Origin of the sequence: Streptomyces sp. NPDC053427, from assembly GCF_044544985.1 — a bacterium.
Taxonomy (GTDB): Bacteria; Actinomycetota; Actinomycetes; order Streptomycetales; family Streptomycetaceae; genus Streptomyces.
In genome coordinates, this window is sequence record NZ_JBITYA010000001.1 from 799,366 (window position 1) to 812,244 (window position 12,879).

The window sequence follows — 12,879 nt, forward strand, 5'->3', positions numbered from 1 at the left end:
ACGTCAAGTAGGCGGCACCGCGCGGGACCGCGGCCGCCACCTCCGAGCAAGGGAGCGGGAGGCCATGACCAGCGCATACGACAACCAGCAAGGGCCGCCTGGCCAGTTGGAGCCGGCCACCATCGGGCAGCTCGCCGCATACGCCGCCGAGGCGTACGGCGACCTGGAGGCGCTGGTCGACGGCGAGGTCCGCTGGACCTTCGCCCGGCTGGCGGAGGAGATAGCCGCCGCGGCACGGGCCGCGGTCGCACACGGCATACGGCACGGCGACCGGGTCGCCGTCTGGGCCCCCAACAGCCGCCAGTGGATCACCGCGGTGCTCGGCGCCGTCTCCGTCGGCGCCGTACTCGTCCCCCTCAACACCCGCTACAAAGCCGCCGAGGCCGCCGACATCGTGCGCCGCAGCGGGGCGCGGCTGCTCTTCACCGCACGCGGCTTCCTGGGCCGCGACCATGCGGCGATGCTGCTCGACTCCGGTGAGGACCTGGGGCAGTTGAGCGGCACGGTCGTACTGCGGGAGGACGGCGAGCCGTCGCCTGCCCATGGGCCCGCCCCCGCCCTCGGACCCACCCTGACCTACGACGCGTACCTGGCGGCCGGCCGCGCCGTCACCGACGCCGAACTCGCCGCCCGTACCGACGCCGTCGGCCCCGACGACCTCGCCGACATCCTCTTCACCTCCGGCACCACCGGCCGCCCCAAGGGCGTGATGACCACCCACGGCCAGACCCTCCGCGTCTTCGCCGCCTGGTCCCGCCTGGTCACCCTGCGCCAGGGCGACCGCTATCTCCTGGTCAACCCCTTCTTCCACACCTTCGGCTACAAGGCCGGCGTCCTCGCCTGCCTGCTGCGCGGCGTCACCATGCTTCCCGAACCGGTCTACGACACCGACCGCATCCTGCGGCGCATGGCCGCCGAATCGGTCAGCGTGCTGATGGGCCCGCCCACCGTCTTCCACGGCCTGATCCACCACCCCGAACGCGACCGCCACCGGCTCACCGCGCTCCGCCTGGCGGGCACCGGAGCCGCCACCGTCCCCACCGAACTCGTCCAGGAGATCCGTGACGTGCTCGGCGCCCCGGACGTCTTCACCGCCTACGGACTGACCGAATCGGCCGGCGTGGTGACCGTCTGCCCCACCGACGCCGACGCCTGGACCCTCGCGCACACCGTCGGCCTGCCGCTGCCGGGTACCGAGCTGCGCATCGTCGACCCGGCCGGCGAACCGGTGCCCACCGGCGAGCCGGGCGAGGTGGTCGTCCGCGGCTACCACGTCATGCGCGGCTACCTGGACGACCCGTCGGCCACCGCCCTGGCCATCGACGCCGACGGCTGGCTGCACACCGGCGACGTCGGCGTCCTCGACGACCGGGGCTTCCTCGCCCTCACCGACCGGCTCAAGGACATGTACGTCGTCGGCGGCTTCAACGCCTATCCGGCGGAGGTGGAACAGGTGCTGCGGCGCCACCCCGCCGTCGCCGACATCGCCGTCGTCGGCGCCCCCGACGACCGGCTCGGCGAGGTGGGCGTCGCCTTCATCGTGCCGGTGGACGATGCCGACCCCGACCCCGACGAGCTCACCGCCTGGACCCGCGAACGGCTCGCCAACTTCAAGGTGCCGCGCCGTTACCACCTGCTGCCGGAACTGCCCCGCAACGCCGGCGGCAAGATCCTCAAGGGCGAGCTGCGCCGCACGGCACGGAAAGGAGACCTCGGCGCATGAGGCTGACCGAGGAACACCAGGAACTGCGCTCCGCCGTACGGGCATCGCTCGCCCGCCATCCGGACGGATCGGCATGGCGCCCGCTGACCGAGCAGATCGGCGTGGCGGGGCTGGCGATACCCGAGGAGTACGGGGGCGCGGGCTGCGGCGCCCTCGAAGTCCACGTCGTCATGGAGGAGTTGGGGCGCGCGCTGGCACCCGTACCCTTCCTCGGCTCCGCGGTGCTGACCACGCAGGCCCTGCTCGCCTGCGGCGACACGGAACTGCTCCCGGGGCTGGCCGAGGGGAGCGCGGTGGGCGCGCTGGCCTGGGCGGAGAACGGCTCCTGGGACCCGGATGCGGTCCGGGCCGGAGCCCGTCGCTCGGCAGCCGGGACCTGGCGGCTCACCGGCGTCAAGGAGCATGTCCTGGACGGTGCGGACGCCGACGTCCTGATCGTGGCCGCCCGCACCGATGCCGGAATCTCCCTGTTCCAGGTGGCGGTGGACGCTCCCGGCCTGCGCCGCGAGCGGCTGGTACCGATGGACTCCACCCGCCCGCAGGCGCGGATCGTCCTCGACGGCGCCGAGGGACGGCCGATCGGCACGGACGGCGACGGCGCCCGCGCGCTGCGCAAGGTCCTCGACCTCGGCTGCGTGGCGCTCGCCGCCGAACAGGTGGGGGCGGCGGAGCGCTGCCTCGAACTGACCGTGGCGTACGCGGCGCAGCGGGTCCAGTTCGGCCGCCCCATCGGCTCCTTCCAGGCCGTCAAGCACCGGCTGGCGGACGCGTTCGTACGGGTGGAGGCGGCACGGTCGGCGGCACTGGGAGCCGCCTTCGCGGCCGCCGAGGACGCGGCCGAGCTGCCCCGTTACGCGGCCGTCGCCAAGTCGGCCTGCTCGGAGGCGTTCTCGGCGGTGGCGGGGGAGAACATCCAGCTGCACGGCGGGATCGGGATCACCTGGGAACACGACGCCCACCGCTACTTCAAGCGGGCGCACGGCGGTGCGCAGCTCCTCGGGTCCCCGACTCGCCATCGCGAACGTCTCGCGGGCGAGCTGGGGCTGACGGCGAGCCGGGGTTGCGGCAGGTAGACGGGGGTACGCCGGTCGGGGCGCGGGCGGCGCGGGTCAGATCCCACACCTGGAGATCCTTGTCGGGGCCGACGGTGACCGCGACCGGGGCACCGGCCATCTCGGTGACCTTCCGGAGACGGTGGCCGGTGAACGGCTCCCCGATCTGTTCGTGGCGGGCCAGGTCCCCTCCGCGGGTGGTGCCGTCGTCGCTGCCGGTCACGGCGATCGTGCGTCCGGCGACGGTTGTGGTGCCCAGCGTCCGGATGCCGTCCGTGTGGCCGGTCGGCGGCGATCCGGTCGGCTTCCGACCGGCCAGGTCCCCTACGTGCAGTGCGTTGTCGTCGTCGCCGCCGGCCACCACCACGGCGCGTCCGTTCACCTCGGTGACCGCGAGGGCTCCGACGACGGGCTCGATGCCGGTCAGCGACTCTCCCAGCGGTTCGCCGCTGAGGAGGTCCCAGGCCTGGACGAAGGAGTCGTGCCCTCCGGTGGCGGCAACCGGCCGGCCGTCGACGAGCGCGGCGCCCAGCCCTCCGTTGTAGCTGCCCTCGAGGTCCGCGACGCGCGTACCGGTGGTCAGATCCCACGCGAGCAGTACCCCCTCCTCACAGCTGCTGACGGCGAGCAGTCCGCCCTCGTACGCAACGGTGGTGAGCGAGCAGACGCCCAGACCGTGGCCGGTCAGCGTCTTGCCGACTTGCGGCCGGTGCGCAGATCCCGGACCCGCACGGCCCCACCCGTCATGTCGTCCCGAATCGGGTGAGGTCGAAGCGCCCACCGCCGGTGACGATCACGGGACGGCCCTCGAGGTGGGCCGTCGTGAAGACGGAGGCGATCCCGGCGGGTCGGTCACGAACTCCGGCCGCCAGTCCTCGCCCTCCTCGGTGTCGTCGTCCAACAGACCGATCTCGCGGTACCAGTCGACCGCTGGTGCGGCCGCCCCGAGTTCCAGGGGACGCCGAGCGCACGGGCCCCCGCGGAGACCACAGGTCCACAGGGTGCCGTCGCTGTCGATGCCGACCACAACGGGGACGCCGTCCAGCTCGATGAGGGCAAGGTGCCGTGCCGACCGCCGTGGGCATGGCCAAAGAGGCTGGCCATCAGTCGCTCATCAGTCACGCCGTGCACCCTAACTTCCGCCCCTGACAGCCCAGTTGCCCTCCAGTGCTGTCAGTGTCTTTTGCCTGCCATCACAACCAGGCACCTGCTAACGTGAGTTGGCATGTGCTGGAAGCTGCCATGAGAGACCCCACGCCGACCGGCGACGAGCTCGTCCGCATCATGGCGACGCTGTCCAACCCCCATCGGGTACGCGTCGTCGCCGCCCTCCACAACGGGCCGAACTACGTCAGCCGACTGGCCCGCGAGCTGGGCATCGCCCGTGCGCTGCTTCAGGTCCATCTCAAGAAGCTGGAGGCGGCCGGCCTGGTTTCCTCGCGGATCCAGGTGTCGGACGACGGCAAGGCCATGAAGTTCTACGAGGTGAACCCGTTCTCGGTTCATCTGACACCCGAACGGCTCGCCACTGCCGTGGAGACGCTGACCATCGAGAAGGGATCGCCGCGATGAACTACCACCAGTGGCAGGAAGTCATAGCGACCATCGGGATCTTCGTCCTGCTCACCGTCGCCCTCGTCACCATCATCCGGCAGGTTGCCATCAGCCAACGAGCCAAGGCGCAGCTGGCCAGGGAGGCCGCGTACAAGAAGCTGGTCGAGGACGGCGCGGCGGGGCAGGAGCGCATCGAGCGGCGACTGGAGGCGATCGAGCGGGTGCTCAAGGACGTCGAGTAGCCCCCAAGGGGAACACGGGTACAGGCAAGCCCCCCATATACGGCCGCAGGGCCGTCGAGCGGCAACTCGACGGCCCCGGAACGGCGGCCGCACCACCTCGCCGACAGGCGAGTTCCACAGGAGCGATCCACCAAGAACAGGAGGGTAGTTCATGCTGCCCGAAAGAAGACCGGGTGCCCGGCCGGGCATGGTCGCGGCCGTCGCCGGATGGTCCGCACGGCATCGCCTGGCGGCGATCGGCGGATGGCTGGCACTGGTCGTGCTCGCCGTCCTCGCCGGTACGGTGACCACCGGCGACGAGGCGAAGGCGATCGACCCCGGAGAGGCCGGGCGGGCCCAGCAGTGGGTGGACGCCCAGCACAGCGGCGACTCCGTCCGGGAGAACGTCCTGATACGGGGTCGCACCCCCGGCCGGTTCGCCGACGATCCACAACTGACCGCCGCCGCGCGGGACCTGGTGGCCGAGCTGCGCCGCACCCCGGCGGCCGTGAGCGCTGTCGGGTCACCGTTCGGCGCGCACGGCGCGCGCTGGAACTCCCGGGACGGCCGCTCCGGCCTCGTCACCTTCGAAGTCCGCGGCCCGGACGAGCAGTTCGAGGCCCATGACGCCACCGCCCGGAAGGCTGTAACGGCGGTACAGGCGCGTCACCCCGGCGTACGGCTCCTCCAGGCGGGGGACAGCAGCCTCTCGGGCGCGGTCGATGACGGAATCAAGGGCGACCTCCAGCACGCCGAGACCACGTCCCTCCCGCTCACCCTGCTCATTCTGCTGGCCGTCTTCGGCTCGCTGATCGCCGCCGGGATACCCCTGCTGATCGCGGCGACCACCGTGGCGGCCGCCTTCGGCCTGCTCCAACTGATCGGCCACTGGGTGCCGTTCAACAGCGCGGCATCGGCCATCGTGCTGCTGATCGGCATGGCGGTCGGCATCGACTACTCGCTCTTCTACCTGCGAAGGGTGCGCGAGGAACGCGCCGCCGGGCGCGACGTACGGCAGGCACTGCGGATCACGGCGGCCACCTCCGGACATGCCGTCGTCGCCTCCGGGCTGACCGTGATGATCTGCATGCTCGGCCTGCTGTTCACCGGCGTGGACGTCTTCAAGGGCCTGACCGCGGGCACCGTCCTGGTGGTCGGCCTGGCGGTGCTCGGCTCGGTCACGGTGCTGCCGGCGCTGCTCGCCGCCCTCGGGGACCGGGTCGACCGGCTGCCAATCCCGTGGCTCGGCCGGCGGATGACCGTACCCCGGGAGTCCCGGATGTGGCGCGGCGTGGCGCGGGCCGTCGTGCAACGGCCCCTGGTCTCCGGCGTATCGATGACCGTCCTCATGCTGCTCATGGCGACGCCCGCGCTGGGACTGCGCCTCCAGGACGCGGCCGTGACCGCCAGCCTGCCGCCCGGCGTCTCGGCCGCGGTGGACGCCGCACGCGAGATGCAGCGGGCGTTCCCCGGGGCGGCGACGGCGGCGCGGGTGGTCGTCGGGAGGAAGGACGGAAAGCCGGTCGACGGGCCCCGTCTGCGCAAGGCCCTCGACGGACTCCACCGCCAGGTGACCGCCAGTGCGGGAGCCCTCCGCGAGCCCGTCACCGCGGTGCCGGTCGGCGACGTCATGGTGATCCGGGTGCCGCTGGGCGGCGCCGTCACCGACCCGGCCGCCGACCGCGCCCTGGCCACCCTGCGCGACCGCGCCCTGCCCGCCACCTTCGGCGCAATGCCGGACGTCGGTTACGCCGTCGCGGGCAGGACCGCCATGCCGCACGACTTCGCCCAGCGGGTGAACGCCCGAACGCCGCTGGTCTTCGGCTTCGTCCTCGCCCTGGCGTTCGTCCTGCTCGCCGTGACCTTCCGGTCCTGGACCCTCCCGCTGGTCTCAATCCTGCTGAACCTGCTGTCCATCGGGGCCGCGTACGGGGTCCTGGTCTGGGTGTTCCAGGACGGCAACCTCGGCTCGGTCCTCGGGTTCACGTCCTACGGCGGTGTCGTCAGCTGGCTGCCGCTGTTCATGTTCCTCATCCTGTTCGGGCTGAGCATGGACTACCACATCTTCATCCTCAGCCGGATCAAGGAACGGTGGCTCGGCGGCGCCCCACCGCGCGAGGCCGTCGTCTCCGGCATCGCCGCCAGCGCGGGAGTGGTCAGCAGCGCCGCGCTCATCATGACCGGCGTCTTCACGGTCTTTCTGACGCTGTCGGCCATCGAGTACAAGATGCTGGGACTCGGGATGGCGCTGGCGGTGCTGCTGGATGCCACCGTGGTGCGGGGTGTGCTGCTGCCCGCCGCGATGGCCCTGCTGGGGGAGCGGGCCTGGAGCGCGGCCCGGACGGGGAGGGCGGGTACGGCACGAGGCCGGCCGGCCCGGGGCCGCGATGTCAGCGGCGTTCGGCAGGATCCCCCGTCATGACCTTCCGCTACGCGTTGTTCACCGATGCGGGCGAGGGCGCCGGGCTCACCGGCGGCATGACGATCCTCGACGAAAGTCACACCAGGCCACCGCACGGCTCCACGACGGTACGCACGCCCGGGTGCGGGCGGCGGACTTCTCCCAGGGCGAACTCCCTCCCCGTGTGCCCCGCCGGATCCCCGTGTGCCCCGCCGGCGTCGGGGCCGGCCCGCGACGACTTCTACCGGAAGGCGCCGCGGGCCAAGGGGGTCGGCCGGTCAGTCCGCCAGCACGCGGGCCCGGCACTCGGACGGCGTGCCCCAGGCGTCCCGTAGCGCGCGGGCCTTGCGGATCCAGAGGGAGAGGTCCAGTTCGTCGGTGTAGCCGAGGGCGCCGTGGAGCTGGAGGGCGGTACGGGCCGCGGCGTACGCCGCCTCGCCCGCCGCCACCTTTGCCGCGGCGGTCTCGCGGCCGGCCGACGGGGCGTTCGCCGCCACGGCCAGCGCCGCCGCGTGCACCAGCGGCTGGGCGAACTCGAGGGCGACGAGGGTGTCCGCGAGCCGGTGCTTGACCGCCTGGAAGGAGCCGATGGGCACGCCGAACTGGGTGCGGTGCCTGACGTAGGAGACGGTCCCGGCCAGCAGCGCACGCCCCAGGCCGAGGCACTGTGCCGCCGTCGCCAGCCGGGCGATGCCGAGGGCGTGCGCGGCGGCCGCGGTCACCGCCGGGCCCCGGGCGAGGACGGTGCCGTCGAGGGGACGGGACAGCCGGCGGGCCGGGTCGAGGGAGGGCTGGACGGGGCCGTGGCGTGTGGTGAGACGGACGACGTCGTCCTGGATGACGAGCACGGCGTCGGCGGCGTCCGCGTCCAGTGCGTAGGGGGTCCCGGCGCAGAGGCCGACGACCGCCTCGCCGGAGGCTGTCCGGGCAAGTCGGTCGCCGGTCGCCGCATCGTCGCCGAGGCGGTCCAGGAAGGCGGCCGCGGCGACCGTCTCGACCAGCGGGCCCGGCACCGCATGGCGACCCAACTCGACGAAGGAGACGCAGAGTTCGACGGGCAGCAGGCCCATGCCGCCGTGTGCCTCGGGTACCGCGAGGCCGAAGACCCCCGCCTCCGCGAGCCGCGCCCACAGCTCGCGCCCCGGCTTGTGGTCGCCGGCCGCCCAGGCCCGTACGGCGGCCGGGGTGCCGGACGCCGTCAGCATGCCGTCCAGCGTCCGGCCGAACTCCCGCTGTTCATCGGTCAGGAGGAACCGCATCACCGGCGTCCCTTCGGCAGGCCGAGCAGCCGCTCGGCGATGATGTCGCGCTGGATCTCATTGGTGCCGGCATAGATCGGACCGGCGAGGGAGAAGGTGTAGCCCTCCGCCCAGCCGCCGTGTGCGGGAGCGTCGTCGGCGTCATCGGCGAGGGCGCCGCAGGGGCCGAGCAGGTCGAGCGCGGTCTCGTGCAGGGCGATGTCCAGTTCGGACCAGAAGACCTTGTTCAGGCTCGACTCGGCGCCGATGGAGCTTCCGGCGGCGAGCCGGGAGGCGTTGGCGTAGGTGAAGAGCTGGTAGGCGCGGGCGCCGATCACCGCGTCGGCGACCCGGTCGCGCAGTGCGGTGTCGGACGGGGCCGCGCTCGCGTGCCACAGGGCGGTCAGGCGGTCGGCGGCCGCGGTGAAGCGGCCCGGACTGCGCAGGGTCAGCCCGCGCTCGTTGCCGGCGGTGCTCATCGCGACCCGCCAGCCCTGTCCGGGCTCGCCGATGACGTCCGCGTCGGGGACGAAGACCTCGTCGAGGAAGAGTTCGGCGAAGGCGGGCTTGCCGTCGAGGCGGCCGATGGGGCGGACGGTCACGCCCGGTGCGTCCAGCGGGAACATCAGATAGGTGAGCCCCTGGTGCGGCTTGGGTGCGTCAGGGTCGCTGCGGAAGAGGCCGAAGGCGCGGTCGGCGAAGGCGGCCCGGGACGACCAGGTCTTCTGGCCGCTGAGCAGCCAGCCGCCCTCGGTCCGTACCGCGGTGGAGCGCAACGATGCCAGGTCCGAGCCCGACTCCGGCTCGGACCATGCCTGGGCCCAGATGACCTCACCGCGCGCCATCGGACCGAGGACGCGGGCGCGCTGCTCGTCGGTGCCGTGCTCGAAGAGGGTGGGGGCGAGGAGATTGATGCCGTTCTGGCTGACCCGGCCGGGTGCGCCCGCGGCGTAGTACTCCTCCTCGAAGATCAGCCACTGGAGGATCGAGGCGCCCCGGCCGCCGTACCGCTCGGGCCAGGAGACCACCGACCAGCGGTCCTCGGCGAGTCGGTGCTCCCAGGCGCGGTGGGCGGCGAAGCCCTCGGCGGTTTCGAGGGAGGGGAGGGGGGTGGCGGGGGTGTGCTCGGCGAGCCAGGCGCGGGCCTCGTCCCGGAAGGCGTCCTCGGCGGCGGTGAAATCGAGGTCCATCAGGCACCGGCCTCCTTCATCGTGTGGATGTCCATGCCGCCGAGCGGGTCCTCGGCCGTCTCGGCGTTGTGCGCATGCGCGAGGTGGTGCAGGCCGAAGACGGAGTCCAGGCCGGTGTGCAGGCCCTGGAGGTCCTCGGCCTGGTTGACGGCGCGCTTGGTCAGGGCGAGTCCGAGGCGCGGCATCTGCGCGATCCGCAGCGCCAACTCCTGTGTCCGGTCGGCGAGTTCGGCGCGCGGCACGACGCGGTTGACCATGCCCACCTCGTACGCCCGCCGGGCGCTCATCCGGTCCCCGGTGTAGAGGAATTCCTTGGCGATCCGCGGCGGCATCACCCACGGGTGGGCGAAGTACTCGACGCCGGGGATGCCCATCCGTACGACGGGGTCGGCGAAGAAGGCGTCGTCGGCGGCGACGATCAGATCGCAGACCCAGGCGAGCATCAGCCCACCGGCCACACACGCCCCTTGTACGGAGGCGATGACCGGCTTGGGCAGCTCCCGCCAGCGGCGGCACATGCCCAGATAGACCTCGGACTCGCGGGCGAACCGGCTCTCCGCGCCCGCCTTGTCCGCGTGGTCCCACCACAGCCCCGCCTTGCGGTCGAAGGGGAGGTGGGCGTCGCGCTCCGGGGTGCCGATGTCATGGCCGGCGGAGAAGTGCCGGCCCGCGCCGGCCAGCACCACGACCTTGACCTCGCTGTCGTCCGCGGCGCGGTAGAAGGCGCGGTCCAGGGCGTAGGTCATCGCGGAATTCTGGGCGTTGCGGTAGTCCGGCCGGTTCATGGTGACGGTCGCGATCGGTCCCCGGCGTTCATAGCGCACGGGCTCGTCGTCGTGGGCCGCGGTCATCCGCGCCCCTCCTTCCCTCACAAGCAACTTCCCTAACAAGTGTTTGGTAGGTTAACGTACGGCCATGAGCAGCGTCGAGGCCCCAACTCACGTCGAGAGCTTCCGCACCGAGATCCGCCAGTGGCTGCGGGCCAACCTCACCGGCGAGTTCGCCTCCCTGCGCGGCCGCGGCGGACCCGGCCGGGAACACGAGGCCTTCGCCGAACGCCTGGCCTGGGAACGGCACATGGCGGCCGCGGGCTGGACCTGCGTCGGCTGGCCCGTGGAGTACGGCGGCCGCGGCGCCACCCTGGAACAGCAGGTCGCCTTCCACGAGGAGTACGCCCTCGCCGACGCCCCCGCCCGCGTCAACCACATCGGCGAACAGCTCCTCGGTCCCACCCTGATCGCCTTCGGCACACCCGAGCAGCAGGCCCGGTTCCTGCCGCCGATCGTCGCCGTCGAGGAACTGTGGTGCCAGGGATACAGCGAGCCGGACGCGGGCTCCGACCTGGCGAACGTACGGACCCGGGCGGTACGGGACGAGACCGGCGGCGACTGGATCATCGACGGGCAGAAGATCTGGACGTCACTGGCCTACGAGTCGCAGTGGTGCTTCGTCGTCGCACGCACCGAGCCGGGCTCCGCACGCTACCGCGGACTGTCCTACCTCCTGGTCCCGCTGGACCAGGACGGCGTCGAGGTGCGGCCCATCGTGCAACTGACCGGCACCTCCGAATTCAACGAGGTGTTCTTCGACGGCGCCCGCACCCGCGCCGAACACCTCGTGGGCGCCCCCGGCGACGGCTGGCAGGTGGCCATGGCCACCCTCGGCTTCGAGCGCGGGGTCTCCACCCTCGGCCAGCAGGTCGGCTTCCGCCGCGAACTCGAAACGCTCATCGACCTGGCCCGCCGCAACGGCGCGGCCGACGACCCCCTCATCCGCGACCGCCTCGCCCAGGCCTGGACCGGCCTGGAGATCATCCGGTTCAACGCCCTGCGGATGCTCGACGGCGTCGCGGCCGGCGCCCCCGGCCCCGAGGCATCCATCGGAAAGATCTTCTGGGCCACCTGGCACCGCGACCTGGGCGAACTCGCCATGGACATCTGCGGCGCGGGCGGCATGCTGGCCGCCGGGGAGCCCTACGACCTCGACGACCGGCAGCGGCTGTTCCTCTTCTCCCGCGCCGACACCCTCTACGCCGGCTCCAACGAGATCCAGCGGAACATCATCGCCGAGCGGGTGCTCGGCCTGCCCAAGGAGGCTCGCGCATGACCCCCGCACCCCCGCCCCCCTACGTCCCCGGACACGACCTGCTCGCCGGCCGCACCGCCGTCGTCACCGCCGCCGCCGGAGCCGGGATCGGCGGCGCCACCGCCCGCCGGTTCCTCGAAGAAGGCGCCCGCATCGTCATCGGCGATGCCCATCCGCGACGCCTGAAGGAGAGCGCGGACGCCCTCGCCGAGGAGTTCGGCCCCGACAAGGTCACCGGCCTGCCCTGCGACGTCACCGACGAGGACCAGGTCAGCGCCCTCCTCGACCTCGCCGAGGAACGCCACGGCCGCCTCGACATCTTCGTCAACAACGCCGGTCTCGGCGGCACCGCCGACCTCGTCGACATGACCGACGCGCAGTGGACCAAGGTCCTCGACGTGACCTTGAACGGCACCTTCCGCTGCACCCGGGCCGCACTGCGCCGGATGAAGGCCACCGGCAACGGCGGCGTGATCGTCAACAACGCCTCCGTCGTCGGCTGGCGCGCCCAGCGCGGCCAGGCCCACTACGCCGCCGCCAAGGCCGGAGTGATGGCCCTGACCCGCTGCGCCGCCATGGAGGCCGCCGAGTACGGGGTCCGGATCAACGCCGTCTCGCCCAGCCTCGCCATGCACCCGCACCTGGTGAAGGTCACCACGCCCGAGCTGCTGGCCGAACTCACCGAGAAGGAGGCGTTCGGCCGCTACGCCGAACCCTGGGAGGTCGCCAACGTCATCGTCTTCCTGGCCAGCGACTACGCCTCGTACATGACGGGCGAAACCGTCTCCGTCAGCTCCCAGCATGCCTGAGACGCGCCGCCGCGCACTCCTCGCCACCGCGGCCGAGGTGTTCGCCGCCCAGGGCTACAACGCCACCACCGTCCGGCAGATCGCCGACGCGGTCGGCATGCTCGCGGGCAGCCTCTACTACCACTTCGACTCCAAGGAGTCGATGCTCGACGAGATCCTCGCCACCTTCCTGGACGAGCTGTGGGCCGGCTACGACGCGGTCCTGGCCGCCCGGCTCGGCCCCCGCGAGACCATCGAAGCCCTGGTCACCGCCTCCTTCCGGGAGATCGACCGGCACCGCGCGGCCGTCGCGATCTACCAGAAGGAGGCCAAGCACCTGGCCGCCCAGCAACCGCGGTTCGGCTACCTCGCCGACGCACAGCGCAACTTCGAGCAGGCCTGGCTGGGCACCCTCGAGCGCGGCGTGGCCGCCGAGGTCTTCCGCGCCGATCTCGACATCCGGCTCACGTACCGGTTCGTCCGCGACACCGTCTGGGTCGCCGCCTCCTGGTACCGGCCCGGCGCACAGCACAGCCCCGAGGAGATCGCCCGCCAGTACCTCTCGATGGTCCTGGACGGCATCGCCTTGCGGAACTGACCGGCACATCCGCAGAATCGTCACCAAGG

Annotated in this window: 12 protein-coding genes; 8 read left to right on the plus strand and 4 right to left on the minus strand. The window is 72.3% G+C overall.

The window, feature by feature from the left end:
- Positions 1-64: 64 nt before the first annotated feature.
- The gene (locus ACIGWZ_RS03075) at positions 65-1,723 is read left to right on the plus strand and encodes a FadD3 family acyl-CoA ligase (RefSeq protein ID WP_400060180.1); all 1,659 of its coding nucleotides are present in this window, start codon (positions 65-67) and stop codon (positions 1,721-1,723) included.
- Positions 1,720-2,796, plus strand: coding sequence for an acyl-CoA dehydrogenase family protein (locus tag ACIGWZ_RS03080; RefSeq protein WP_400060182.1), 1,077 nt, complete (start codon positions 1,720-1,722; stop codon positions 2,794-2,796). The genes ACIGWZ_RS03075 and ACIGWZ_RS03080 overlap by 4 nt, the downstream gene beginning before the upstream one ends.
- Here ACIGWZ_RS03080 and ACIGWZ_RS03085 read toward each other — a convergent pair.
- Complete coding sequence (locus ACIGWZ_RS03085) at positions 2,690-3,556, minus strand: WD40 repeat domain-containing protein (RefSeq protein ID WP_400060184.1); 867 nt, start codon at positions 3,554-3,556, stop codon at positions 2,690-2,692. The genes ACIGWZ_RS03080 and ACIGWZ_RS03085 overlap by 107 nt on opposite strands.
- A gap of 461 nt (positions 3,557-4,017) precedes the next feature.
- Between ACIGWZ_RS03085 and ACIGWZ_RS03090 the strand changes: the two genes are divergently transcribed.
- The 3 genes from ACIGWZ_RS03090 (at position 4,018) to ACIGWZ_RS03100 (ending at position 6,972) form a co-directional block, all read left to right on the plus strand.
- On the plus strand, positions 4,018-4,347 hold the full coding sequence (locus ACIGWZ_RS03090) for an ArsR/SmtB family transcription factor (RefSeq protein WP_400060186.1): 330 nt from the start codon (positions 4,018-4,020) through the stop codon (positions 4,345-4,347).
- A complete protein-coding gene (locus ACIGWZ_RS03095; protein WP_400060188.1) occupies positions 4,344-4,571 on the plus strand; it encodes a hypothetical protein in 228 nt (75 codons plus the stop codon). Before ACIGWZ_RS03090 ends, ACIGWZ_RS03095 begins: the two co-directional genes overlap by 4 nt.
- Positions 4,572-4,722: 151 nt before the next feature.
- Positions 4,723-6,972, plus strand: a complete 2,250-nt coding sequence (locus ACIGWZ_RS03100; RefSeq protein ID WP_400060190.1) for an MMPL family transporter — start codon at positions 4,723-4,725, stop codon at positions 6,970-6,972.
- A 257-nt stretch (positions 6,973-7,229) separates the two neighbouring features.
- On the opposite strand, the gene ACIGWZ_RS03105 is transcribed toward ACIGWZ_RS03100, so the two are convergent.
- The 3 genes from ACIGWZ_RS03105 to ACIGWZ_RS03115 are packed head-to-tail and all read right to left on the minus strand — an operon-like array spanning position 7,230 to position 10,230.
- Positions 7,230-8,210 (minus strand): acyl-CoA dehydrogenase family protein, encoded by a 981-nt coding sequence (locus ACIGWZ_RS03105; protein ID WP_400060800.1) that lies wholly within the window; start codon positions 8,208-8,210, stop codon positions 7,230-7,232.
- Positions 8,210-9,379 carry an acyl-CoA dehydrogenase family protein gene (locus ACIGWZ_RS03110; protein WP_400060192.1) on the minus strand — a complete coding sequence of 390 codons (1,170 nt, stop codon included), beginning with the start codon at positions 9,377-9,379 and terminating at the stop codon, positions 8,210-8,212. Before ACIGWZ_RS03110 ends, ACIGWZ_RS03105 begins: the two co-directional genes overlap by 1 nt.
- Positions 9,379-10,230, minus strand: a complete 852-nt coding sequence (locus ACIGWZ_RS03115; protein WP_400060194.1) for an enoyl-CoA hydratase — start codon at positions 10,228-10,230, stop codon at positions 9,379-9,381. The genes ACIGWZ_RS03110 and ACIGWZ_RS03115 overlap by 1 nt, the downstream gene beginning before the upstream one ends.
- A 64-nt stretch (positions 10,231-10,294) precedes the next feature.
- On the opposite strand from ACIGWZ_RS03115, the gene ACIGWZ_RS03120 reads away from it, so the two are divergent.
- Genes ACIGWZ_RS03120 through ACIGWZ_RS03130 form a run of 3 tightly spaced genes read left to right on the plus strand, consistent with a single transcriptional unit; the run spans position 10,295 to position 12,850 of the window.
- Positions 10,295-11,485, plus strand: coding sequence for an acyl-CoA dehydrogenase family protein (locus ACIGWZ_RS03120; RefSeq protein ID WP_400060195.1), 1,191 nt, complete (start codon positions 10,295-10,297; stop codon positions 11,483-11,485).
- A complete protein-coding gene (locus ACIGWZ_RS03125) occupies positions 11,482-12,273 on the plus strand; it encodes an SDR family oxidoreductase (RefSeq protein ID WP_400060197.1) in 792 nt (263 codons plus the stop codon). The genes ACIGWZ_RS03120 and ACIGWZ_RS03125 overlap by 4 nt, the downstream gene beginning before the upstream one ends.
- Positions 12,266-12,850, plus strand: a complete 585-nt coding sequence (locus tag ACIGWZ_RS03130; protein ID WP_400060199.1) for a TetR/AcrR family transcriptional regulator — start codon at positions 12,266-12,268, stop codon at positions 12,848-12,850. The genes ACIGWZ_RS03125 and ACIGWZ_RS03130 overlap by 8 nt, the downstream gene beginning before the upstream one ends.
- Positions 12,851-12,879 lie beyond the last annotated feature (29 nt).

Coding starts and splice junctions, on each gene's coding strand:
- ACIGWZ_RS03090 (WP_400060186.1), top strand. CDS start 4,018: ATGAGAGACCCCACGCCGACCGGCGACGAGCTCGTCCGCATCATGGCG.
- ACIGWZ_RS03120 (WP_400060195.1), top strand. CDS start 10,295: ATGAGCAGCGTCGAGGCCCCAACTCACGTCGAGAGCTTCCGCACCGAG.
- ACIGWZ_RS03130 (WP_400060199.1), top strand. CDS start 12,266: ATGCCTGAGACGCGCCGCCGCGCACTCCTCGCCACCGCGGCCGAGGTG.
- ACIGWZ_RS03100 (WP_400060190.1), top strand. CDS start 4,723: ATGCTGCCCGAAAGAAGACCGGGTGCCCGGCCGGGCATGGTCGCGGCC.
- ACIGWZ_RS03105 (WP_400060800.1), bottom strand. CDS start 8,210: ATGCGGTTCCTCCTGACCGATGAACAGCGGGAGTTCGGCCGGACGCTG.
- ACIGWZ_RS03075 (WP_400060180.1), top strand. CDS start 65: ATGACCAGCGCATACGACAACCAGCAAGGGCCGCCTGGCCAGTTGGAG.
- ACIGWZ_RS03080 (WP_400060182.1), top strand. CDS start 1,720: ATGAGGCTGACCGAGGAACACCAGGAACTGCGCTCCGCCGTACGGGCA.
- ACIGWZ_RS03125 (WP_400060197.1), top strand. CDS start 11,482: ATGACCCCCGCACCCCCGCCCCCCTACGTCCCCGGACACGACCTGCTC.
- ACIGWZ_RS03110 (WP_400060192.1), bottom strand. CDS start 9,379: ATGGACCTCGATTTCACCGCCGCCGAGGACGCCTTCCGGGACGAGGCC.
- ACIGWZ_RS03095 (WP_400060188.1), top strand. CDS start 4,344: ATGAACTACCACCAGTGGCAGGAAGTCATAGCGACCATCGGGATCTTC.
- ACIGWZ_RS03115 (WP_400060194.1), bottom strand. CDS start 10,230: ATGACCGCGGCCCACGACGACGAGCCCGTGCGCTATGAACGCCGGGGA.